The sequence below is a fragment of the Novosphingobium profundi genome, from assembly GCF_020524485.1.
Classification (GTDB): domain Bacteria; phylum Pseudomonadota; class Alphaproteobacteria; order Sphingomonadales; family Sphingomonadaceae; genus Novosphingobium; species Novosphingobium profundi_A.
The window spans coordinates 323425-347047 of record NZ_JAIVLF010000004.1; the positions used below are offsets into that span (position 1 = coordinate 323425).

The window sequence follows — 23623 nt, forward strand, 5'->3', positions numbered from 1 at the left end:
CTAAGTGCGCCCACTCATTGAGATCAATTTGCAAAAGAGCCTGGCATGAAACTTGTCCGGTCGCTCACCATGTGCGGCGCTGCGCAATTCGCCGTTCTCCAGCCGACGCTTGCCATGCCCGAGGACGCCGCCCCGGACACCCCTTGCGGGCGAAGGCAGCATCATCGTGACAGCGGGCGTTGCCGGTACGAAGACCAAGCCCCCTCTGGTCGAGGTTCCCCAGCCGCTGACGGTCATTCATTCGGAGCGCTACGTCGAACAGGGTGCGATCAACATCAGCGACACGGTGAAGCGTCCTCGCCACCCCCTATGGGCGCGACACCCGCGTCGACGGTTTCACCATCCGCCCTGACATTGAAAGGTGTGCTCAAGCTGCCTTTGCGGCAGACCACCGGCATGGTCGCAAGTCTTCTCGAGATGGCAGGGCTTGATTGGCCAGTGCCAGATTTCAGCACCCTGAGCCGAAGGCAGAGGACCTTGCTTGTCGAGATCCCCTGCCAGCCCCATTCCAGGCCGTTGCACCTGCTGATCGACAGCACGGGCATCAAGGCAGTTAGCGACGGGGAATGGTGCAGACGCAAGCATGGTCCTTCCAAGCGCCGCCATCCTCAACCGATTCACCGTACTCGGAAGGCCCCAAACTCAGCGTGTCGCGTGATCGATTTATGCAACAAAGCCATCAGCGGACGCGCGGCGAATTTCTGACCTGGCGAGAGCGCCTTGCGGTGAAATCCCGACGCCAGGCTGATTATGCCTTCGCTGTCCTCGCACGGACCCTATCCTGGGCCTATAATCGTGGGCTTGTCCCCCTCAATCCGTGCGAAAGGCCAGGTCGGCTTTACCGAGCCTCTCGATCCGAAAATATCTGGAGCAAGGCTGACGAAGCGGCATTCCACGCCGCAGCATCTCCCCACCTCTCGCTTGCCCTAACTCTGGCCCTCTGGACGGGACAGCGCCAAGGCGACCTCCTTCAGCTCCCTTGGTCAGCTTATAACGGCGAGACGATTCGCCTACGCCAGAACAAGACCAAGATGGCGATTGAAGTCCCTGTCGGCGCTCCACTCAAAGCGGCTCTCCAGAAGACGCTTGATCGCTACCGCTCTGACAACGTGCCAGTTCCTGAGACAATCCTCGCAACCGAGAGAGGAACTGCCTGGACCGAAGGCGGCTTCCGCGCCTCCTGGCGAAAGGCTTGCATCAAGGCAGGCGTCAAAGGCGTCACCTTTCACGACCTTCGCGGCACAGCCGTTACGCGCCTCGCGATCGCCGGTGCGACCGTGCCTGAGATCGCGACCATCACCGGCTACAAGTTGAAGGAGGTCGGGAGCATCCTCGATGCCCACTACATGAGCCGCGATCGGGCCCTCGGACAGGCAGCAATTCGCAAGCTCGAAGAGAGCAATTCTCCCAAATAACCCCCAAACGCGCCTTACGCGTCCAGATCAACTACGGAAGAATGCAATAAAAAACCCCGGAAAATCCGGGGTTTATAGGTGGTAGCGGAGGAGGGATTGGCCCAGTTCGCTCATCCTCCTGAATTTATTCAAAAACGGCGAGGATCCGCCCTGCACGCCACCCCCAATCATACCCCCAAATTAGCCATTTTCGACGAATTGACCTACACAAGCGATGAATTGAGCCGCGAAATTTGGGGTCGGATGTCACCGATGTTTAGCTCCATCTCGCGGACTTGAACTTCGCCTTCACACCGTTCCAGGATAACGACGTCAGGCGCTTACCCTGACCCGAAAGCCGGCAACATAGCAACGATCTTCAACCGACCCTTTGTTGCCGCTCAGGTGCCAACTCTCGATGCCAGAGTACGGTCGTCCGCTATTCGCTAGCTATGGCCCCGAAAGCGATCACAAAGTTTATTGGGCCATAGGTTCCTGAAGGGAATCGCGCAGGTTCGAGAGAACCTTGCGCATGCGGACGGTCAGGGGCCATTCACTGCGATGGAGAAGCCACAGGGTATCGACCACGGGCGGACCTTTTCCCGCCACCCGAATCTGCTCGGGATTGCGAAACGCCTGCCGGGCGTAACGCGGCAGGACTGTGAAACCTAGCCCACGGGCGACCGGTTCCAGAATGAGGGCAATCTGGTTCGTGAAGCCTCGGATAGGCAGGTGAGAGAGACCGGGATTACCGGGAAAACGTAGCGACAAAAGCCGCTTGGCCATGGCCATTCCATCGGGGTGGTCGATGAAGCCCAGGCGCTCGAGATCGCCCCAGGCGTTCACCTCGCTGGCCGCGGGCACGATCAGTTCCAGGGGTTCGTGCAGGAAAGGCGTAAGGCTCAGCCGCGCATCGTCGGGTCGCGTCGTCGACAATCCAACCTCGAACCGGGCATCCAGCACCGACTGGACGATCTCGGCATCGGGAGCGAAGCGATGGCGGATGCTCAACGCCGGTTCCCGTTCCTGGATGTCGAGAAGCAGGGGATGGAGCATCAGGCCGACACTGCCGGGCGTAATCAGGCTGATCTCCCCTTCCATGCGCTCGCCGTCTGACAGTCGCGATCGCAGGCGCAAGTCCGCTTGCTCGACCTCACGCGCATAGGCGAGCATCGCATGTCCGGCCGGCGTCAGTTCGAGAGCGCGAGGGCGACGTATCACGAGCTGGCCCGCCTGCGCTTCGAGGCGCGCCATGTGCTGGCTGACGGCGGCTTGCGTCAGGTTCAGGGCATCGGCGGCCCGGGTGAAGCTTCCGGTCTCCACGACGCGGACGAAGCTGGTGATCCATTGCGGGTTCATCATAATAAATTCTTATCACAATGATAAGCTTATGACACTTCTCATTATGATAAGCGCCCCCCACAATCCTGGCAACAGATCAGGAGAACACCAATGGCCCCCTACCCCCGCAGCTTCTCGCATATCGGCCTGTCGGTCACCGACCTCGACGAAGCCGTGAAGTTCTACACTGAAGTCATGGGCTGGTACCTTATCATGCCGCCCACCACGATCGAGGAAGACGAGAGCGCCATCGGTGTCATGTGCACCGACGTGTTCGGCGCTGGCTGGGGCTCCTTCCGCATTGCCCACCTTTCGACCGGCGACCGCGTGGGCGTCGAGATCTTCCAGTTTCGCAATGCAGAGCGGCCGGAAAACAATTTCGAGTACTGGAAGACGAGCGTGTTCCACTTCTGCATCCAGGACCCCGACGTCGAGGGCATGGTCGCCAAGATCGTGGCCGCCGGCGGCAAGCAGCGCATGCCCGTGCGCGAATATTTCCCCGGCGAGAAGCCCTACCGCATGGTCTATTGCGAGGATCCCTTCGGCAACATCCTCGAGGTCTACAGCCACAGCTACGAGCTGACCTATTCGGCCGGAGCCTATGCCTGAGGCTCTGCCCGAAACCTACTGCGCCTGGACCTGGGTGGCTGGCGAGGCCCCGCTCGCCCTGGTCCAGGCGACACGGCCCATGCCACGGCCCGGCCCGGGCGAGGTCATCGTGCGCAACGCGGCGATCGGCCTCAATCCGGTGGACTGGAAGGTCCTCGGCGGCCCCGGATGGCAACCTGGTCATGTGCCCGGTGTCGACGGCGCAGGGACGGTGGTGAAGATCGGACCGAATGTCGATCCGGCCTGGCTGGGAAGCCGCGTGGCCTACCACCAGAGCCTGCAGTCGCACGGTAGCTTCGCGCAGTACACCCCCGTCGGGGCGCACGCGCTCATGCGTGTCCCCGACGCTCTTGACCTAGCCCTTGCCGCCAGCATGCCCTGCCCGGCGCTGACCGCCTGGCGCGCGCTCGCGAAGCTGCCTCCGGGCGGCAACCAGCGGATGCTGGTCAGCGGAGCAGGCGGCGCAGTGGGCAATTACCTCGTCCAACTTGCTGGGCAACTGGATTGGCGCGTCAGCGTCATGTGCAACATCCGCCACCGCGAGCGACTGGCCGGGCTTGGTGCCGTGGACTGGATCGCCGGGCCACTCGCGCAGGAAGCTGAAATCGGACCGCCGCGCTTCACGGCGGTTATCGATGCAGTCGGCCCAGAACATGCCGCGCGGCTTCATCCTGGTCTGAAGGCCAACGGCCATCTCGTGTGCATCCAGGGCCGGGTATCGGACTGGCCCAGTCCGGCGTTTGGCCGCGCGCTCTCGCTACACGAAGTCGCGCTCGGCGCCCTTCACCAGCATGGCGATACCGCCGACTGGTCGATCCAGACCTCGACGGGCGAAGACCTGCTCGCACAGGTCGCAGCGAAAACCCTTGCGCCCGAGTCCCTTGTCACCGGGCCCTTCGAGGACCTGCCACGCATGCTCGAAGCGCTGCGCAGCCGCGATTTCAGCGGCAAACCCGTCATCATGCTCGACTGAACCAAGTTCTACGAAAGAGGATACGATGCCCGCACTTTTCACCCCCTTCACGCTCAAGGACGTCACCCTTCGCAACCGCATCGGCGTGCCGCCGATGTGCCAGTACAGCGCGCGCGACGGCTACGTCAGCGAGTGGCACCTTCCCCACTACGCCGACATCGCGCGCGGCGGCGCGGGTCTCTTCATCGTCGAGGCGACCGCCGTCTCGCCCGAAGGGCGCATCACACCGGGCTGCACGGGCCTGTGGGAAGATGGCCAGGTAGAGGGCATGGCCCGTATCGCCCATGCCATTGCCGCGGGCGGAGCCGTGCCCGGCATCCAGATCGGCCATGCCGGACGCAAGGCCAGTGCCAACAAGCCCTGGGAAGGCGACGACCACATCCCCAACGACCAGCCCGGTGGCTGGCAGACGATCTCGCCTTCGGCCCTGGCCTTCGGCGGCGGTCTACCCAAGGTGCCGACCGAAATGACGCTGGACGATATCGCGCGCGTAAAGCGGGATTTCGTCGCGGCCGCGATCCGCGCGCGCGACGCTGGTTTGAAGTGGCTCGAACTGCACTTTGCGCATGGCTACCTGGCGCAAAGCTTCTTCTCGGTCCACGCCAACACGCGCACCGACGCCTATGGCGGTGACGTCACGGCGCGCAGCCGCTTCCTGATCGAGACCTTGCAGGCCGTGCGCGAAGTCTGGCCCGAGAATCTGCCGCTCACGGCCCGTTTCGGCGTCATCGAGTTCGATGGACGCGACGAAGAGACGCTTGCGGAGGCGATTGGCCTCGTGAAGACCTTCAAGAACGAAGGGCTCGACTTCCTGAGCGTCAGCATGGGCTTCTCGACGATTGAAGCCAACGTGCCCTGGGCCCCGGCCTTCATGGCACCGATCGCCAAGCGCGTGCGCGATGAGACCGGGCTTGCCGTCGGCACGGCCTGGGGCATGGACATTCCGCAGGACGCCGAGAGGGCCATTGACGAACAGCAGATGGACGTCGTCTTCGCCGCGCGCGCGCACCTCGCCAATCCGCATTATCCGTTCCGCGTGGCCCGCGAGCTAGGACTGCCCGCTGCGGGCAGCGTGTTGCCCAACCAATACGCCTATTGGCTGCGCCGTTATCCGGGCCCCCAGAATGGTCCGGTGATTGACTGAGGCCAGGCAGGTCAGCCTCCCAGCCTCAGTCGAACTCTCAAGCCGCTGCGGCTCTCGCAGCGGTGACGAGACCTTCAAGCCAATCCTGATGGCCGTTGATCATCGGATTGGGGCGCGCAAGGGCAAGCTCCTTTGCCGGTGCGCCGTTCTGCGTTTCCTGCGTGAGAATACGCAGGCGTTGCCCGGAAAGCTCCTCAATCAACCACGCGTGGTGCACGTCGAGCCGCTGCTCGTCCTCACCCGACCACCCGTGCCAGGCGATGCGCGCTGGCTGGCCTTTGACAGGCGGCACGCATTCCACCACTTCGGCATCGACCGGGAATCCGAAGGTCTTGAAAAAGAAGCGGTCGCCGAGTTCTAGCGCGGGCCCCTTGTCCCCATGGATCGCGATGTCCGAGCTGTTGGCGTAATAGCCCGGCCAGCGCGCCGCCTCGACCAAGAAAGGCCAGGCGTCGGAAACCGCAAGATCCCGGACGATGACCTCGTTCGAACAGAAATTGTCGCTGAAACCCGGGACATAGCCCGCGGGCCACTGGATTTCGCCCATATCGTACTCCTGCATGAGTGGGAAAACCTGAGCACAGGATATAGGCGGGCGCTTGATATAGCTGAAATCACATCTCAATATCCCTGACATCATGAAGAGTGATATCAAGAATACCGACCTCAATCTCCTGAAGGCCTTCAATGCCCTTCTGGACACCCGATCAGTTACGCGGGCGAGCGAGCGGCTTGGCCTGACCCAACCGGCCGTAAGCGGCATGCTCAACCGGCTTCGCGAGACCTTCGATGGGCTTTGATGATGTGACCGCCCCCCGACGGCCTTGATGTGCGAAGGTGGGTCTGGAACGATCCACATAGGAGAGCGGTCATGTCGGAGATTATCACGGTCGGGCTCGACTTGGCGAAGAATGTGTTTCAGGTGCATGGTGCTGATGCCGAGGGTCATGCTGTGCTTCGCAAGAGGCTGAGGCGAGACCAGGTCCTGACGTTTTTCAGTCAACTGCCACGCTGCAAGGTTGCCATGGAAGCTTGTGGCGGTGCGCATTTTTGGGGCCGGGAGATCGGTAATCTGGGGCATGAGGTGAGGCTTATTCCGCCTGCTTATGTGAAGCCTTTCGTGAAGCGGCAGAAGAACGATGCAGCGGATGCGGAGGCGATTTGCGAAGCGGCTACGCGCCCAACGATGCGTTTCGTGCCCGTGAAGAGCGAAGAGACGCAGGCGGCAGCAACGGTCTTCCGTATTCGCGAGCTACTGATCAGGCAGCGCACGCAGGCGATCAATTCCCTGCGCGGCCATCTCGGGGAGTTCGGGCAGATCGTGCCGCAGGGAGCGGTAAACGCAACGCGGCTGATCGCAATCGTCCAAGGGCCGGACAGTGGATTACCCAGCGATGCCATCGCCACTCTGCAGGTGCTGGTTGCAACCCTTACCCATCTCGAGGTGGAGATCGGCAAGCTTGATGCCGAGATTGCCCGGCGAGCGAAAGAGAACGAAGTCGCCCGTCGGCTCATGACGGTGCCGGGCATTGGGCCGCTGATCGCTACGGCCATCGCGGTTCTGGCCCCGGCTCCTGAGACATTCCAAAAAGGGCGCGACTTTGCGGCATGGCTTGGCCTGACACCTCGGCAGCATTCGACAGGAGGCAAGCAGCGCCTTGGGGCCACGACAAAGATGGGCGAGCGATCATTGCGGCGCCTTCTAATCATCGGTGCCAACAGCGTGATCATCAAACGCCATGTCCATGCCAGCGCCAGACCGGGGACATGGCTGGGCGGGATGCTGACCCGCAAGCCTCCCATGTTGGTGCGTGTGGCGCTGGCCAACAAGATGGCACGGATCGTCTGGGCCTTGATGATGCGGGGCACAGTTTACCAATCTCCGGTCGCGGCTGCATAAGTCAGCCGTAGGTCGCGAGGGCGTCGGAGCGTAGGAGGGCAACGAGCAGTTTGGCGCAACGGTCGTAAGACGGGATCGGGAAAACCAGGGCGCAACAAAGTGCCTTCGAGCACGCGGCTTTGATCTGGACCCGACCTGCGAACACCATACGGACCCGCGGCATCTACCCCGCCGCACACGAGGCCGGATACATGTCAGCACCCGACAACGCGTCAAAGCAGCTCAAATACCTCTTGCGCATGGGGCAGTTATACATGTTGCGCAAATGCCCGAGGGATTCCGTTTGTGAATTCAGTTGGTTAGGTGCCGCTGATGAGTAAACCGCCCCGCGCCCGCTACCGCACGACGAACTGGAGGTCCTTCAACGCAGCGCTGGCGCTAAGAGGTTCGCTTCAGGTCTGGTTTGATCCCGGGATGCAGTGGCTGTCTGCACCCACCGGCAAGCACGGGCGCCAGCCCGTCTTCTCGGACGCGGCGATCCAGGCCTGCCAGCCCCGTTCCGGGCCGTTGCACCTGCTGATCGACAGCACGGGCATCAAGGCGGTGGGCGATGGGGAATGGTGCCGACGCAAGCATGGTCCTTCCAAGCGCCGCCAGTGGCGAAAGGTCCACCTGGGCGTGGACGCCGGATCGCTTGAGATCCGCGCCATCGAAGTGACCGTGAGCCGGGTTGGAGATGCACCCATGCTTCCCGAACGGCTGGAGCAGATACCACCCGACCAAGCGATCGCGACCGTCAGCGCCGATGGTGCTTTTGACACCAGGGTCTGTCACGAAGCCATTGCCGCACGCGATGCCTGTGCGATCATACCCGCCCGCAGCAATGCAAAAGCCTGGCCCGGGAGCACACCGGGCGTTGCCGTCCGCAATTAAATCGTTCGCTCAAACCGGCGGTTCGGCAGGCCAATCTGGAAACGCTGGAGCGGCTATCATCAGCGCAGTCTGGTCGAGACGAAAATGCATTGCTTCAAGCTGCTGGGCGAACGCATCATGGCTCGTGAATTCGATCGCCAAGTCGCGGAAATCCAAATCCGCGCCGCTATCCTCAACCGATGCACGGCACTCGCAAGGCCCCAAACTCAGCGTGTCGTGTGATCGACGCCTTCAAAGGCCAACTGCTGCCCTGCGATTGATCTATGCAACAAAGCCGATCCCAACTTTCAAAAATGTCGAAGAAGCCACAGACAAAGGCAGCAAGAGTCCTCGATCCGAATTCTGACGAAGTCCGTCGATCATCCGGCCCCAAGCCTAGCTGCATCCAATCTCGGGCTGAGCAGATGGATCGCCAGCAAAGCAAGCAAATAAGCACTGGCGCAAATAGCAAAGAGAACTTCATAATTCCCTGTCGCATCGAGGATATAACCTGCAAAGAGTGCCATCCCCATTCCACCGAGTGCTCCAACGGTTCCTCCGATACCCACGACCGATCCCACAGCTCCCCGAGGGAACATGTCTGAAGGCAATGTATAAAGGTTAGCGGAGAAAGCCTGGTGGGCCGCCGTAGCGAGTCCGATAACAAGAACTGCACTCCAGACATTGTCGATTGATTGCGCGAACCAAATGGGAAGCACGCAGACAGCGCATACAAACATGGTCAACTTCCGCGCGAAGTTGGGAGTGCGGCCCGCTTTGATCAGCTTGGACGACATCCATCCGCCCGCGATCGAGCCGAAGTCGGAGATCAGATAGATCGCCGCGAGCGGCAGGCCGAAGGTCTTGAGATCGAGATCGTAGCGCTCGAACAAATAGCCAGGTAGCCAAAACAGGAAGAACCACCAGATCGGGTCGATCAGGAACTTGCCGAGGGCATAGGCCCATGTTTCCCGTACGATGAGCAGGCGCGACCATCCGATCTTCTCTATCGGATCGGCCGGGTCTTGTTGGATCCACGCAAGTTCCTCCCTTGTGAGTCGCGCGTGCTCACTAGGATGGCGATAGACTGCCCACCAAGCGGCCAGCCAAGCGACCCCGAATAGACCTGTCACGAAAAAGGCCATCCGCCAGTCGAACCATAGAACCAGCAGCGGCACGATGAGGGGTGTTAAGATCGCACCCACGTTCGCGCCAGCGTTGAATAGGCCGATGGCAAAGGCGCGCTCCTTCTGCGGGAACCAGTCGGTGACCGCGCGGATACCTGCCGGGAAGTTGCCGGATTCGCCGATGCCAAGACCGAAGCGCGCCGCGGCGAACGAGGTCACGCCGCTGGCAAAGCCGTGCGCCACGTGGCTGATCGTCCAGATCACGATGGCGATGGTATAGCCGAGCCGCGCGCCCAGCGCGTCGACGACCTTGCCGAACGAGAGATAGCCGATGGCATAGGCGAGTTGGAACCAGAAGATGATCCCGGCGAAATCGGATTCGCTCCAGTTGAATTCCGCCTCGAGCGTAGGCTTGAGGACGCCGATCATCTGGCGATCGACGTAGTTCACTGCTGTCGCCGCGAACAACAGCGTCACGATCAGCCAGCGATAGCGTCCGACCTTGCCCTGGACTGGCGACGCGGTTTCGGCCGAAGTCATCGTCCCGGTACCTTCCTGCATCATTCCTGCTCCCTTTACGGCGGCCCATTGGCCTTCCGTCTAGATCCGTGCCTCCCCGCCTGTCAGGCAGAGACGATCCTGCATTTCAACGACCCGCACCCGGCGAACTCGGCCAGCACCCGATCACCCGGCGCAACCGGATGGACACCGGTTACCGCACCAGTCGAGATCCAGGCCCCCGTGCTGCAGTCGATGCCGCGTTCACTGAGGTTCCCGAGCAGGAAGCGTACAGCGCCCAGCGGTCCGTCGAGCATGTTGGCAGTAGTATTGCTGCCCACGGTCTCGCCATTGATCTCGAGCCGTACCTCGATGGTATCGAAGTCCACTTCCTGCCAGTCCGCCAGCGCTGGCCCGATCAGGAGGCCGTGGTTGTTGCCAAAGTCGGAGACCGTCACCGGCGGCCCGTCGGCATTGATCCCGGGATAAGGCGAACTCGCGATCTCGATGCCGAGATGGACCCGGTCGATCAGCGCTGGAACGGCCGCATTGTCGACCGGCACGACGCCGTCCCAACCGGGCGCGACGTGGAGCAGAAACTCGGCTTCAGCGGCACCGAAACCCTCGGTGAAGACCGGCATTGCCAGTTCCTCGTCGGCACCGACGGGATGTACCGTATCGGCGAAGATCGGCCCGGCGAGACGATTGGTGCCTAGCCTTGCGTCGTCGGGCGGATTGATCTTTCCGACCTTCCAGCCAGCGACCTCTCGCCCATCGAGGACAAGTGCGATGTCCTGGATGGCATAACCCGAATCCATGTCCTCGGGGCGGGTGCCAGGATAGGCATCGAGCCCCTTGGCCACCTTGCGTGCTGTGACGAAGGCCTGCGCGACATTGCGCGCTTCTTGCTTGGACATTTTCCTCAACCCCACGAATTCTATCCTTGAGCGAAAGTGCTATAGGAAACCGGTGTCATAAGCAAATGCAATTGCACCGCCCGAACCTCTTCAAAGAGTTACGCCGCGCTTCCAAATGGCAATGGCGCGCTGCCCTCCCCGCTCGGCTGCGGTGCGCTCGCCGCTTGCAAAGGCCAGGATTCGGGCGAGGAAGGCGCCGTCGGCGCTTTCGCGTCCCTCGCGCAGGGCAAGCGAGGCGTCGAAGTCGATCCAGTGTGGCTTGGCCTGCGCCAATGCCTCGTTCGAAGCCACCTTGAGGCACGGCACCGCGAAGCCGAGCGGCGTCCCCCTGCCGGTGGTAAAAAGTACGAGAGTAGCGCCCGAAGCTGCCAGCGCGGTCGACGATACGGCATCGTTGCCTGGCGATTCGAGCAGGCTCAATCCCGCCGCGACCGCTTGCTCACCATAGGCCAGAACATCGCAGAGCGGCGCGCGGCCAGCCTTCTGGACCGCGCCCAGCGACTTCTCCTCAAGCGTGGTGATGCCGCCCGCGATGTTGCCGGGCGAAGGGTTCTCCGAAACCGGCAGCCCCTGGTCGAGGTAGTAGCGCTTGAACCCGTTGACCAGCGCCGCCGCCCGATCGAATACATCGCGCGAGACGGCGCGCTCGAGCAGCGGCTCCTCGGCGCCGAAGATCTCGGGAATTTCGGTCAGGATCGCACGCCCGCCAGCCCCGGTCAGCGTATCGCAGAAGCGCCCGAGCAAGGGGTTTGCCGTCAGGCCTGAAAAGCCATCGGAGCCGCCGCACTTCAATCCGACGCACAACGCCGAAAGCGGCAGCTCCTCGCGGAGCGCCTTGCTCGCCTCGGCCACGAGTTCGTCGATGAGCGCCCCGGCCGCCGCAATCTCGTCGCCCGCGCTCTGGCTGGAGAGAATGCGCAGCTTCGAACGCGCAGCTTCGGGCACCTCCTGTGCGAGCGCGTCGAGCTGGTTCGATTCGCAGCCGAGCCCGAGCAGCAGCACGCCCGCCGCATTGGGGTTGCAAGCCAGCCCTGCGAGCACCGCCCGGGTGCCCCCGAGATCGTCTCCGAGTTGCGAACAGCCATGAGGATGGCCGAAGGCGTGGATGCCGTCGATCCGCCCGGCGGCGATCAAGTCGCCATGGCGTAGCGAAGCCTCTCGCGCGATCTGCTCGGCGGTGAGCGCGACGCAGCCGACGCTGGGCAATATCCAGATCTCGTTACGCGTCGCGGCGCGTCCATCGTCACGCAAGTACCCCCGCCACTTCGGCTGCTCGTCCGCGATCCGCGCGGTGGATACAGCCGACGCGGAATCGGTGGGGCGATAGGCCAGCTCGCCGACGAGCGCGGTCGCGACATTGTGGGTATGCACATGCGCGCCTGCCGCGATGGCCTTGCGCGCACGGCCTATCGGCTGACCATATTTCACGACGAGGCTGCCCTCGGCAATGTCCTGGAGGGCGAACTTGTGCCCTTGATGGACAGGCTCTAGCAAGTGAACGCCCTCGACCCAGACGCCCGCCTCGAGCGGAGACAGGGCCACGCCGATGTTGTCGGTGGGATGCACCTTGAGCGTAGGGGGGATTTCTGCAGTCATCTTTAACCCGGCAAGATGGAGTTTTACATTTGGTAACCGGTGTCATATTGCCTTTGCTCAGAGCCTAAGGCAAGGGCTGATGAGAACGAATGCAATAACGGACGGGCACGGGTACATGGCTAGGGACGCGAAACCCACGATCAACGATGTCGCCCGTCTGGCCGGCGTTTCCAAGAAGACCGTCAGCCGCGTGATCAACAAGTCGCCGCTGCTCAACGAGGCCACCCGCTCGAAGGTCGAGGCAGTCATCGCCGAGATCGGCTACGTACCCAATCCGCAGGCACGCGCACTGGCACTTCGCCGTAACTTCCTGATCGGACTGATCCACGACAACCCCAATGCGCAGATGGTCCTGGGCGTGCAGGAAGGTATCCTCGAAACGATCCGCAACACCGAATTTGCCCTCGTCGTGCGCCCGGTCGATCGCCACTCGCCCCAACTGCTCGACGACATCCGCCATTTCATCGAGCAGCAGCGCCTCTTCGGCGTCATGCTCCTGCCTCCGATCTCCGAGAACGACGAGCTCGCGGACATGTGCCGCAAGCTGGGCTGCACCGTCGTGCGCATGGGCTCGGCCGCGCTCGACAAGAGCGAGCATTTGGTCGCTTCCAATGACCGGCAAGCGGTCGCAGATGCGGTATTCTGGCTCTCCGAACTTGGTCACCGCAGGATCGGGTTCATCGCCGGTCCGCAAGGCTTCCGCTCGGCACGCGAGCGTGAACTGGGCTTCGCCGACGGGATGGCCCGTGCGGGGCTGCCGATAGACCCGGCGCTCATGGCGCGCGGCACCTACCGCTTCGAATCGGGCCTTGCCGCTGGCGACCGGCTGCTTGCGGTCGATACGCCGCCCACCGCCATCTTCAGCAGCAACGACGAGATGGCCGCCGGATTTCTCCATCGCGCGCTCGACAAGGGGCTCAAGGTCCCCGGGCAGATCTCGATCATCGGCTTCGACAACACCGCGACCGCAGCCCATATCTGGCCGCCGCTCACCACCGTGCAATGGCCGATCAAGGCCATGGCGCGCGCTGCCGCGCACAAGCTGATCGACCCGCTCGACGCCGCCTCGCAGCCCTCGATCTTCCTTTCCGACCTGATCCGGCGTTCCTCGGCGGACGCCCCTTCCGCCTGAACCGCACCCGCCCCGTCAACGATGGGTTGAAATGCACCGCCACTTGCGACTACAGTGCTCATGACACCGGTTTCCATAAGCTGCGATCAGCGCAGCGACGCGGCTTTCAGAAGACCACGAAATCAGAGTGAGGATGCCATGAAGATTGCCCTTATCATCGAGAACAGCCAGGCCGCCAAGAACGGCATTGTCCACGAGGCGCTGACCTCAGTCGCCGAACCGCTCGGCCACGAGGTCGTGAACTACGGCATGTACACGCCCGAGGACGCGGCGCACCTCACCTACCCGATGAATGGCCTGCTCGCGGGCATCCTGCTCAATTCGGGCGCCGCGGACTTCGTCGTGACCGGCTGCGGCACGGGCACCGGCTCCATGCTCGCGTGCAACGCGATGCCCGGCGTGTTCTGCGGGCTGATCATCGATCCCACCGACGCCTTTCTCTTCGCCCAGATCAACGACGGCAATGCGGTTGCCCTTCCCTATGCCAAGGGCTTTGGCTGGGCAGCCGAACTCAACCTGCAGGACTGCTTTAACAAGCTGTTCGACGGCGAGAGCGGCCTTGGCTATCCCAAGGAGCGCGCGGCGGTGATGAAGAAGAACCGCGGCATCCTCGCCGATCTCAAGGCGGCGACCTGCCACGACATGGTGAGCGTGCTCAAGAACGTCGACCAGGACCTGCTGCGCACCGCGATCTCGGGCGAGCACTTCGCCGAATACTTCTATCCCGCCTCGAAGGACAATGCGATCAGCGACTATCTCAAGAGCCTGAACGCTGACGCGCCCGCCTGATCCTAGCCCCGTAAGGATCGGGAGCCATTAGCCACGGGCAGGCGCACGGATCGAACCGCAGCCCCATGCCCGTGGCCGGGACAGGCTGCGCAACAAGAATGAAACTGGGGACGGAGAGGCACGCCCAATGAGCAACAACGTTTTCGATCTGTCGGGCCGCGTAGCGGTGGTCACCGGCGCCAATACCGGCATTGGCCAGGGCATCGCGCTCGCACTTGCGGAGGCCGGGGCGGACATCGCCGCGGTGGGCCGCAGCGAAGCCACCGAGACCGCCGAGATGGTGCGCGCGCTGGGCCGCCACTGCGAACTCGTCCGCGCCGACCTGTCCTCGATCGAGCCCGTCTCCGAGGTGGTCGATGCGATCGTCGGCAAGCTCGGGCGGCTCGACATCCTCGTCAACAATGCCGGGATCATCCGCCGCGCCGATGCGCTCGACTTCAGCGAGGAGGACTGGGATGCGGTAATGGACACCAATCTCAAGACCCTGTTCTTCCTCAGTCAGGCTGCGGCCCGTCACATGGTCGGTTGGTCGAGCCAGTCGGGCCCGCGCGGCAAGATCATCAACATCGCCTCGATGCTCACCTTCCAGGGCGGCATCCGCGTGCCCAGCTATACCGCGAGCAAGAGCGGAGTCGGCGGTCTCACCAAGCTGCTTGCCAACGAATGGGCGCCGCGCGGGATCAACGTCAACGCCATCGCGCCCGGCTACATCGCGACCAACAACACCGCCGCCCTGCAGGGTGACGAGACACGCAATCGCCAGATCCTCGAGCGCATTCCCGAGGCGCGCTGGGGCGATCCTGCCGACATCGGCGGAGCCGCGGTCTTCCTTGCCAGCAGGGCAGCCGACTACGTCCAGGGGCATATACTCGCTGTCGACGGGGGGTGGCTTGCCCGCTGAGCACCTCATGAGCGGACACGTAACCTGTTTCGGCGAGCTCCTGCTGCGCCTCGCGACACCGCCTGGGCGCCTAACCGTTCAGTGCGATGCGCTTGAGATGGTCGTGGGTGGCGCCGAGGCAAACGTGGCTGCGGGCCTTGCCTCGCTTGGTCATCAGGTCAGGATGGTCAGCCGCGTGCCTGAAGGCCCACTCGGCGACAAGGCCCGCGCCGCGCTCGGCGGTGCCGGTGTCGATGTCGCGGGCGTTACGCGGGGCACCGGACGCATGGGGCTCTACTTTCTCGAGACGGGCGCGGGCCTGCGCCCATCGACGATCACCTATGATCGCGCGGGAAGCGCCTTTGCGTCCTCATCGGCACGCGACTTCGATCTGGCGGGAGCGCTTGCAGGCGCTCGCCTGCTGCATCTCTCGGGCATCACCCCGGCCCTTGGCCCGGGCGGTGTCGACCTCGCCCGCGCGGCAGTTCGCGCAGCACAGGAGGCAGGCGTGCCGATCTGTTTCGACGGCAATTACCGGGCGATGCTCTGGGATGCCTGGGACAGCGACCCACGTGCGATCCTCACCGAGCTCTTCGCCGCCGCCACGGTGATGATCGGCAATCACCGCGATATCTCGCTGCTGCTCGGCCGAGCGTTCTCGGGCGACGGCGCCGACCGTCGCCGCGAGGCCGCCGAGGCCATGTTCGCGGCCTTTCCGAAGCTCGAGATGATTGCCTCGACCGCGCGCCATGTCGTGAACTCGGACCACCACCGCATCGCCGCACGCATCGACACGCGCAGCACTGCGCACCAGACCGGCGAGGTCGACGTGACCGGCATCGTCGATCGCATCGGCACCGGCGATGCCTTTGCAGCGGGCGTACTGCACCGCTGGCTCGAAGGCGGGGCCGAGGACGCCAACGTCATCAAAATGGCGCAGGCCGGGCTGGCCTATACCGTGCTCAAGCACTCGCAGCCCGGAGACATGTGCCTCATCGGACCGGGAGAACTCGATGCCTTTTCCGCCAGTGGAGGCGACGTCAGGCGCTGACCTGTCACGCCGCCGCCTGCTTGCCTCGGGCGGCGCGATTGCCGCCGCGAGCCTCGTGCCGTCTCCATCATCGGCGCGCGCAAGCAAGGCTCCTCGCGCGGCACGCTATCAAGGTGTCGGCGAAGAGGGCGTGCTTGCCTTCAAGGGTATCCGCTACGCGCGCGCCGCGCGCTTTGCCCGCGCTGTCCCCGAACCGGCGCAAGGCCCGCTGCTGCGCGCCGAGAGCTTCGCCCCGCTCTGCCCGCAGCGCCCCCTTTCCGATCACCCCCAGAGCGAAGACTGCCTCTTCCTCAACGTCTGGACACCCGAGGTGGACGCGCGCGCGCGCCGTGCGGTCATGGTCTATTTCCACGGCGGAGCCTATACCACCGGCTCGGTCACCGATCCATTGACGCATGGGGGCAAGCTGGCCGCGCAGGGCGACGTCGTCGTTGTTACCGTCAACCACCGCCTCAATGCGCTGGGCTATGCCTGGCTCAAACCCTTCGGCGCGCGCTATGCGGACAGCGGCAATCTGGGCCAGCTCGATCTGGTGCTGGCACTGCAATGGGTGCGCGAAAACATCGCGCATTTCGGCGGCGACCCTGCGCGGGTCATGGTCTTCGGCCAGTCAGGCGGAGGCGCCAAGATCGCGACCCTGATGGCGATGCCTGCGGCGAAGGGCCTCTTCCACAGCGCCGCTACGATGAGCGGCCAGCAGGTACAAGCGAGCGGCCCGGCTCATGCATGGGCGCGCACGCAGGCCTTCATGGCCAAGCTTGGCCTCGCGCCCAGCGAGGTCGATGCCCTGCGCACCATGCCGGTCGAGAGGCTGGTCGAGGGTCTCGATGCGAGAGACCCGGTGATGAGTAGCGGCCCTGTCTACTTCGGCCCGGTGCTCGACATGACCAACTTGCCGCGCCATCCCTTCTGGCCCGATGCCGCGCCGCAATCACGCGCCATTCCCATGATCCTGGGCAATACCCGCGAGGAGACGCGTGCCTTCCTCGATCCGCGCGGGCCCCGACTAGAGGGGCTCGAATGGGAGAACCTTGGCGAGCGATTGGGCCGCGAGATCAAGATCGATCTCGATCCGGTCTGGGTCGCTGCCCAGTACCGCGCCCGCTACCCCGGTTGGTCTCCCGAACAGATCTACTATGCCGCGACAACGGCAGGCCGCTCCTGGCCGGGCCAGGTCATCGAGGCCGACGAGCGCGCCAAGGCCGATGCCGGGGCGACCTGGGTCTACCAACTCGATCGCCCCTCCCCCGTCGATCCTTTGAGAGGCGCAGCGCATACCGACGACATTCCCTATGTCTTCGGCACACTCAATGCCCCCGGCAGCTATTCCGGTACCGGCCCCACGGCCCGCGCGCTGAGCTCTGCGATGATGCGCGCCTTCACCGGCCTTGCGAAGACCGGCAGGCCCGGCCTGGCTGACTGGACGGCCTATGCCCTGCCCGAGCGCGCGACCATGATCTTCGACGAGACGACAAGGCTCGAGAACGATCCGCGCCGCTGGCAGCGCGAGCTCTGGGCAACCGCCCCCTATGTCCAGCCCGGAAGCTGACTGCCCAGCGTCAGGTCCCTGGTATTACGGCGCCGGGGGTGTCGGCGGATTGGGGTAGGCGATGATCAGCGATAGCGGCGCCTCGCCGAGTTGGCGGATCCCGACCACCGCGCCGGTGTAGAGATAGGCGGACATGCCTACGCGAAGGCGCGCCGTCTTCCCGTCCGAGCTGACTTCGCCCTCGCCCGACAGGACATAGTAAACCTCGTCGTGAGAGATGGGATGGTCGCCGATTGCCGCATCCTTGTGAAGGATACGGCGACGAAACTCCATCGTGCGCGGCGCGGGCGCGGCATCGGAGATACGGTAGGCCGTACTCATGCCGATGGCCCCGTGCGGAGGAGGTTCCTCGCGCACGGTATCGGCCTCGTCGATCACCACCATTGCCGGAGCCGCGGCCATCAGCAGCGCGGCGACGATGGCGTCCGCGCTCATTGGCGCATCGCCTTGTCGCGCGCGGTCAGCTTTTCCTGCGCTCCTGTCTTCTGTCCGGGATAGACGCCTGAGACGGGCGTCATCGTCTTCATGTCCCAGTCCTTCTCGATGAAGGGCGCACGTGTCTCGCCCGGATGCGGATAGCCGCCGACGACTTTCTCGTCGTCGAGGATTTCGCCGCGTCCTTCGGCGACGAAAAACAGCACGCGGATATCGTCGGGTGCGCGGTCCCAGGGGCGTGCGCCGACGGTCGAGAGCAGGCTCGTTTCGAGCCGGTCCGCAGGCAGGATGTCGTAGCCATCGAGGTTTGCCATCGGCCGATCTTTCTCAATCAGCTTTGCATTGGTGACGCCGTAGCGCCCGAACATCGCCTCGGGATTGCCCCAACGGTCGACCGCCTTATTGTCCTTGCTGTAGAAGGCAAGGTCGCCATCGCCGCCGAGCGTGAGGAACGGCAACCCCGGCGCGGTCGAGTTACCCGCACGCATGAGATTGCCCACCGCCGTGATCTCGCCGGTCACGTAGTCGTGGCCCGCCCACTCGAGGTTCATCAGATTGTAGTGCACCGCTCGGTGGCCGGGATCGTAGATCATGTTGTTGATCATCAACACCTGTGCGCCGCCCTTGACCAGCGGCGAGCGCTCCATGTTGTGTGCCCACAAGTTGCGGTAGAAGGTGATGTTGGTGGCGTTGTCGTGGACCAACGTGCCCTTGGAATGCTCGCCCTTGGGGTGACTGGCCTCTGCCAGCCCCTCAGCGGCGAGATTTTCGCGAAAGACAATATCGTGACTCGTTCCCTTGCGCCATTCCTCGACGCTGTTGCCGGTGAAGCGCGGGCCGGAGGCGGACATGTTCTCGTCGACCGCCCAGAAGAAACTGCAGTGCTCGACCACTACGTTGTACGCTGCGACGGTGGAAAACGCATCCGCCTCCCAGCCCGAGAGCTTGGGCTGGCCGTCAACCCCGGTCATGATCCGCAAGTGGCTGAGGATCACGTCGTGGCTCTTAAGATCGATGCCCCCGCGCACGATGGTGATGCCGGGCGAAGGCGCCGTCTGCCCCGCGATCGTCGCATAAGGTTCAGTCATTTCGATGACCGAGCGCTCGAGATCGATCACCCCGCCGACCTCGAACACGATTACGCGCTTGCCCTTGGTGGCGAGCGCCGCGGCAAGCGAACCGGGGCCCTCCTTCGCGAGCGTGGTGACGCGAACGACTCGCCCGCCCTCGCCGCCATGGGTCGGGTCCCCGGCGGCTGCAAAGGCATGGCCGCCAAGAACGAATCCGGTGCCGGCGATCAGCGCAAGACGGCCTGCAAGCTTGCGAAAATTCAATTCCTATCTCCCATTATGCTCTGCTTCTTGACAGGACGGGTAGCCTGTGACCATAACAATGACACCGGTTACCAAAGAGGGCAAGAGCCCAGAACGGAAAGCCGGTCGGCGGAAAGGCTCCGCCAAGGAGGACGCGCCGCAAGGCGCAGGGAGATGATGAGCTGACAGGGGCAGGCGCTGGTCGCTTTCCTTTGACACCGGTAGCACAAGGCCAATGAGCCAAGTGAGGGGATGAGGCCATGCGCAAGCATGTTATGAGGATTTCACCAGTCAAGTGCGCCCTGATGGCGACCAGTGCAATCGCACTTCCGCAAGTCGCGCAGGCGCAGGAGAGCACCACCGATCCGACCGCGACGCTCGATGCCGAGGCGATCATCGTCACCGGTTATCGTCAATCGCTCGATGCCGCGATCAGCGTGAAGCGCGATTCGATCGGTGCAGTCGATGCAATCGTCGCGGAAGACATTGCCAAGTTCCCCGACCAGAACCTGGCGGAATCTCTACAGCGCATTCCGGGGATTTCGATCCAGCGCGACGCCGGTGAAGGCCGCGCGATCACCGTGCGCGGCCTGGGTGCGCAATTCACCCGCGTGCGTCTCAACGGCATGGAGACGATCGCGACTTCGACCGATGGCGCGTCTGCCAACCGCGATCGCGCGTTCGACTTCAACGTCTTCGCCTCCGAGCTATTCAGCTCGATCGTCGTACACAAGACGGCCGAGGCAGCTCTCGACGAAGGCTCCCTCGGCGCGGTAGTCGATCTCAACACGGGCGCCCCCCTCCGCGGCAAAACAGGCATCACCGCCGTCGCCTCGGCGCAGGGACGCTACAACGACCTCACCAAGGACGTCGATCCCAGGCTTGCCGGGCTCGTGGCCTGGGTCAACGAGGACCACACGTTCGGCGTTTCGGCCTCGGTCGCCTGGTCGGACTACACGACCAAGGAGCTGGGCAATAACTCGGTCCGCTGGGCACAGGCACCGTTCTCCTCGGTCAATGGCGAGACCTGCATGAGCGGGTCGAACTTCGTCACCACCCCCTCGGCCGCCTGCATTGAAGTAGCGGAAGCCTTTCATCCGCGTATTCCACGCTACGGCCTTGTCAATCACGACCGCGAGCGCCTCGGCGCTACCGGTTCGATCCAGTGGGAGCCGACCGAAGACACCAAGCTCTCGGTCGATGGGCTCTACTCGCGCTTCAAGGAGAACCGTGACGAGTACTGGGGCGAGGTGCTCCTGCGCAGCAACGAGCGTACCATCGATGTCTCTAATTACGTGATCGATGGCGACAACAATCTGATTTCAGCCGATCTCGACAATGTCTACGTTCGCACCGAACGCTACCACCGCGAGAGCGAGACCGAGTTCTACCAGATTTCGGCCAAGCTCGAGCAGCGCCTGGGTGAGACGCTTAAGGTCAACCTGCTCGCCGGCACCTCCAAGTCGCAGGCAGACATCCCGGTTGAGACCACGCTCGCCTACGACAATCGCGATGCGACCGGTTACAGCTACGACTACACCGACATGAAGTCGCCGCTGCTCACCTTCGGCGACGAGATCACCGACCCGACCGCGTTCCAGTTCGCCGAATTCCGCGATCGTCCCTCCTACCTCACCAACAAGTTCAAGACCGTCTCGGGCGACCTCGACTGGGAAGTCTCGGACGACTTCACGATGATGGTGGGCGGCTTCTACCGCCAGTTCGACTTCGCCACCGAAGGCTACCGGCGCGACGCGAACTACTGCTCGGCCTTCACCTGCGCCCCAGGGACATACGGCGCGCCCGTTACCGCCGAGCTTTCCGACATCTTCGAACTGGGCGATGCCGGGCAGCCTTCCGGCAACACCAATGCCTGGATCGTGCCGAACCTCGGCTCGGGAACCGACTTCGTCGACCTCTATTCGCGCGAAGCGGTGCTGCAACAGGGCGAGCAGCGCGACGTCACCGAAAAGACGATGGGTGGCTGGTTCATGGCCCAGTTCGAGACCGAGATCTTCGGCATGCGCATGAACGGCAACGCCGGCGTGCGCTACGCCAAGACCAAGCAGTCGTCCTCCGGCTTCACCGACGGCACCTACGTCACCGTGAAGCGCGACTACGACGACTTCCTGCCCTCGTTCAACGTCAACTTCTTCCCGACCGACAACGTCATCGTGCGCGGTGCGATCGCAAAGGTCATCACCCGCCCGACGCTCGGCAGCCTGACCCCGGGCGGTTCGGTCGATCAGTTCAACTTCCGCGTTTCTTCGGGCAATCCCTTCATCGATCCCTACCGCGCGACGACTTACGACGCCGCCGTGGAATGGTACTTCGCGCCCGGTGCGCTCGCCTCGGTCGCGGTCTTTGCCAAGGACATCGTCAGTTTCCCGATCTCGACCTCGCTCCAGGGCACCTGGGCCGACAGCGGCCTGCCGACCTCGCTGCTGACCGAAGGCACGCCCGCCTACAACGCCATCGTGCTGGGTCAGGACCCGAACCGCGAGTTCGAGTTCCGCACTACGGGCAATGGCCCGGGCGCGAACCTCAAGGGCATCGAGCTCTCGCTGCAGCTGCCTTTCTCAGCCTTCACCGACGGCTTCGCGCGCAACTTCGGCGTCCTTGCCAACCTGACGCTGGTGAAAAGCGACGTCGACTATACGGTCGCAGGCGCCCTCGCCTACGATCCGGTCACCAACAGACTGACCGCCCAGGCTGCGGGTGATTACGTCCAACCCCTGCTCGGCCTCGCCAAGCGTTCATGGAACGGCACAGCCTATTACGACGATGGCAAGTTCTCGGTACGCGGCTCTATCGCCTACCGCAGTGGCTACAACGACAGCACCAGCGGCAACAACAACGTGTTCGAGGGCTACGGTAGCTCGCTCAACGTAGATGCCTCGCTCCGCTACAAGTTCACCGACTACCTCGAGCTTTCGCTCGAAGGGACGAACCTGACGGACAATTACCGCTATCGCTTCACCGACCTTGCGGCCAACCGCAACTACGAAAACAACCACTATGGCCGCACCTTCCTGTTCGGTGCGCGCTTCAGCTACTGATCGACCATGACCCGGGCCCCGGGACGCAGGAGAAAACCATGACCATCAACCGCCGGTCGTTCATGGCTGCCTCACTCGTCTCGGGGCTCGCTCTTTCGGCAACACGGACCTACGCGCAGACACGGCCACCGCAAGCCGACAGCCCGCGAGCACCCGGCCTGCCGCAGCCAAGCGAGACGATCGACCTGTGGCCTGCCGGCGCGCCCGGCATGCCCGCGCGGGCACCACAGGAAACGGTGACCGAGCGTTCCAGTGATGAGCTGGTCACCGACCGAGCGGTGCTCGGTATCACCCGACCGCGCATGGCAGTATTCCGGCCCGACCGACCCAACGGTGCGGCGGTCCTGCTGACGCCCGGCGGCGGCTACAAGCATGTCGTAGTCGACAAGGAGGGCTACGAGATGGCGCGCTGGCTCACCCCGCGCGGCTTCACCGCCTTCGTCCTTTTCTACCGCCTGCCCGGCGAGGGCTGGGCCAACCGCTCGGATGTCGCGCTCGCCGATGCGCAGCGCGCAATGCGCCTCGTGCGCCTCCGCGCATCCGCGTTCGCGATCGATCCCGAGCGCGTCGCGGCCATGGGTTTTTCAGCAGGTGGCCACGTCTGCGCCGATCTCGCGGCGCGCTTCGCCGCGCGCGTCTATGCGCCTGTCGACGAGGCCGACACGCTTTCGGCAAAGCCGATCTGCGCAGCGCCCGTCTACCCCGTGGTCTCAATGGATCCCGTAATCGCGCATGCCGGTTCGCGCGACCTGCTGCTCGGCCCCGCGCCCACTCCGGCGCTCGAGGCGGCGCATTCGCCCGACCACAACGTGCCCGCCGACGCGCCGCCGCATTTCCTGCTTCACGCCGAAGACGACGACGTCGTGCCCAGCGAGAACACCTTGCGCCTGCGCGCCGCGCTCAAGGCGCGCGGCATCCCGGTCGAGACGCACCTCTTCGCGCAGGGCGGCCACGGCTTCGGCCTGCGCAAGGCAATCGGCAAGCCGGTCGAGGTCTGGCCCGACCTGTGGCGCGCCTGGGCGCGGACGGTGGGTCTGGGCTGACGGACGATGAAGGATACGATC

The 23623-nt window shown here is 63.7% G+C and carries 21 protein-coding genes and 2 pseudogenes; 16 read left to right on the forward strand and 7 right to left on the reverse strand.

All coding sequences use genetic code 11. The features are described 5' to 3' along the window. Positions 1–166 precede the first annotated feature (166 nt). The 3 genes and pseudogenes from LC060_RS11825 to LC060_RS11835 all read left to right on the forward strand — a co-directional run bounded on the left by LC060_RS11825 (position 167) and on the right by LC060_RS11835 (position 1415). Positions 167–352 carry a hypothetical protein gene (locus LC060_RS11825; RefSeq protein ID WP_413465122.1) on the forward strand — a complete coding sequence of 62 codons (186 nt, stop codon included), beginning with the start codon at positions 167–169 and terminating at the stop codon, positions 350–352. Next, positions 343–621: pseudogene (locus tag LC060_RS11830) on the forward strand (transposase); the annotation flags it as partial. The gene LC060_RS11825 and the pseudogene LC060_RS11830, both read left to right, overlap by 10 nt. After that, entirely contained in the window at positions 567–1415 is an 849-nt protein-coding gene (locus LC060_RS11835; RefSeq protein ID WP_226635797.1) for a tyrosine-type recombinase/integrase, read from the forward strand. The pseudogene LC060_RS11830 and the gene LC060_RS11835, both read left to right, overlap by 55 nt. A 456-nt stretch (positions 1416–1871) precedes the next feature. Here the strand turns inward: LC060_RS11835 and LC060_RS11840 are convergent, their stop codons facing one another. After that, the gene (locus tag LC060_RS11840) at positions 1872–2756 is read right to left on the reverse strand and encodes a LysR family transcriptional regulator (protein ID WP_226635799.1); all 885 of its coding nucleotides are present in this window, start codon (positions 2754–2756) and stop codon (positions 1872–1874) included. A gap of 90 nt (positions 2757–2846) precedes the next feature. On the opposite strand from LC060_RS11840, the gene LC060_RS11845 reads away from it, so the two are divergent. From LC060_RS11845 to LC060_RS11855, 3 genes are read left to right on the forward strand one after another with little or no spacing between them, the layout of a single operon-like run. Beyond that, positions 2847–3344, forward strand: coding sequence for a lactoylglutathione lyase family protein (locus LC060_RS11845; protein ID WP_226635801.1), 498 nt, complete (start codon positions 2847–2849; stop codon positions 3342–3344). After that, the gene (locus tag LC060_RS11850) at positions 3337–4317 is read left to right on the forward strand and encodes a zinc-binding dehydrogenase (protein WP_226635803.1); all 981 of its coding nucleotides are present in this window, start codon (positions 3337–3339) and stop codon (positions 4315–4317) included. Before LC060_RS11845 ends, LC060_RS11850 begins: the two co-directional genes overlap by 8 nt. A gap of 25 nt (positions 4318–4342) precedes the next feature. After that, a complete protein-coding gene (locus LC060_RS11855) occupies positions 4343–5461 on the forward strand; it encodes an NADH:flavin oxidoreductase/NADH oxidase (protein ID WP_226635805.1) in 1119 nt (372 codons plus the stop codon). Positions 5462–5498: 37 nt separating this feature from the next. On the opposite strand, the gene LC060_RS11860 is transcribed toward LC060_RS11855, so the two are convergent. Beyond that, complete coding sequence (locus tag LC060_RS11860; protein ID WP_226635806.1) at positions 5499–6023, reverse strand: SRPBCC domain-containing protein; 525 nt, start codon at positions 6021–6023, stop codon at positions 5499–5501. Positions 6024–6099: 76 nt separating this feature from the next. On the opposite strand from LC060_RS11860, the gene LC060_RS11865 reads away from it, so the two are divergent. From LC060_RS11865 to LC060_RS11875, 3 genes and pseudogenes are all read left to right on the forward strand, one after another. Continuing rightward, the gene (locus LC060_RS11865; RefSeq protein ID WP_319005424.1) at positions 6100–6261 is read left to right on the forward strand and encodes a LysR family transcriptional regulator; all 162 of its coding nucleotides are present in this window, start codon (positions 6100–6102) and stop codon (positions 6259–6261) included. A gap of 71 nt (positions 6262–6332) precedes the next feature. Beyond that, the gene (locus LC060_RS11870; RefSeq protein ID WP_226635808.1) at positions 6333–7361 is read left to right on the forward strand and encodes an IS110 family transposase; all 1029 of its coding nucleotides are present in this window, start codon (positions 6333–6335) and stop codon (positions 7359–7361) included. A gap of 312 nt (positions 7362–7673) precedes the next feature. Continuing rightward, positions 7674–8456, forward strand: a pseudogene (locus tag LC060_RS11875) (IS5 family transposase). Positions 8457–8593: 137 nt separating this feature from the next. On the opposite strand, the gene LC060_RS11880 reads toward LC060_RS11875, so the two are convergent. The 3 genes from LC060_RS11880 to LC060_RS11890 all read right to left on the reverse strand — a co-directional run bounded on the left by LC060_RS11880 (position 8594) and on the right by LC060_RS11890 (position 12351). Beyond that, the gene (locus tag LC060_RS11880; protein WP_226636527.1) at positions 8594–9901 is read right to left on the reverse strand and encodes an MFS transporter; all 1308 of its coding nucleotides are present in this window, start codon (positions 9899–9901) and stop codon (positions 8594–8596) included. A gap of 62 nt (positions 9902–9963) precedes the next feature. Continuing rightward, entirely contained in the window at positions 9964–10755 is a 792-nt protein-coding gene (locus LC060_RS11885; RefSeq protein WP_226635815.1) for a 2-keto-4-pentenoate hydratase, read from the reverse strand. A gap of 90 nt (positions 10756–10845) precedes the next feature. Continuing rightward, positions 10846–12351: a UxaA family hydrolase gene (locus tag LC060_RS11890; RefSeq protein ID WP_226635817.1), complete on the reverse strand. Its 1506-nt coding sequence runs from the start codon at positions 12349–12351 to the stop codon at positions 10846–10848. 115 nt (positions 12352–12466) lie between these two features. On the opposite strand from LC060_RS11890, the gene LC060_RS11895 reads away from it, so the two are divergent. The 5 genes from LC060_RS11895 to LC060_RS11915 all read left to right on the forward strand — a co-directional run bounded on the left by LC060_RS11895 (position 12467) and on the right by LC060_RS11915 (position 17752). Then, on the forward strand, positions 12467–13483 hold the full coding sequence (locus LC060_RS11895; RefSeq protein ID WP_226635819.1) for a LacI family DNA-binding transcriptional regulator: 1017 nt from the start codon (positions 12467–12469) through the stop codon (positions 13481–13483). Positions 13484–13621: 138 nt separating this feature from the next. Continuing rightward, a complete protein-coding gene (locus LC060_RS11900) occupies positions 13622–14272 on the forward strand; it encodes an RpiB/LacA/LacB family sugar-phosphate isomerase (RefSeq protein ID WP_226635821.1) in 651 nt (216 codons plus the stop codon). Between the two features lie 127 nt (positions 14273–14399). Then, positions 14400–15173 carry a 2-dehydro-3-deoxy-D-gluconate 5-dehydrogenase KduD gene (gene kduD / locus LC060_RS11905; RefSeq protein WP_226635823.1) on the forward strand — a complete coding sequence of 258 codons (774 nt, stop codon included), beginning with the start codon at positions 14400–14402 and terminating at the stop codon, positions 15171–15173. A 7-nt stretch (positions 15174–15180) separates the two neighbouring features. Continuing rightward, positions 15181–16203 (forward strand): sugar kinase, encoded by a 1023-nt coding sequence (locus tag LC060_RS11910; protein WP_226635826.1) that lies wholly within the window; start codon positions 15181–15183, stop codon positions 16201–16203. Further along, entirely contained in the window at positions 16166–17752 is a 1587-nt protein-coding gene (locus tag LC060_RS11915; protein ID WP_226635828.1) for a carboxylesterase/lipase family protein, read from the forward strand. The genes LC060_RS11910 and LC060_RS11915 overlap by 38 nt, the downstream gene beginning before the upstream one ends. Before the next feature lie 24 nt (positions 17753–17776). Here the strand turns inward: LC060_RS11915 and LC060_RS11920 are convergent, their stop codons facing one another. Beyond that, positions 17777–18187 (reverse strand): cupin domain-containing protein, encoded by a 411-nt coding sequence (locus LC060_RS11920; RefSeq protein WP_226635830.1) that lies wholly within the window; start codon positions 18185–18187, stop codon positions 17777–17779. Next, positions 18184–19488: a polysaccharide lyase family 1 protein gene (locus tag LC060_RS11925; protein ID WP_226636529.1), complete on the reverse strand. Its 1305-nt coding sequence runs from the start codon at positions 19486–19488 to the stop codon at positions 18184–18186. The genes LC060_RS11920 and LC060_RS11925 overlap by 4 nt, the downstream gene beginning before the upstream one ends. Before the next feature lie 317 nt (positions 19489–19805). Between LC060_RS11925 and LC060_RS11930 the strand changes: the two genes are divergently transcribed. After that, complete coding sequence (locus LC060_RS11930) at positions 19806–22559, forward strand: TonB-dependent receptor (protein WP_226635832.1); 2754 nt, start codon at positions 19806–19808, stop codon at positions 22557–22559. A 38-nt stretch (positions 22560–22597) separates the two neighbouring features. Then, entirely contained in the window at positions 22598–23602 is a 1005-nt protein-coding gene (locus tag LC060_RS11935; protein WP_226635834.1) for an alpha/beta hydrolase, read from the forward strand. The last annotated feature ends 21 nt before the right edge of the window (positions 23603–23623 follow it).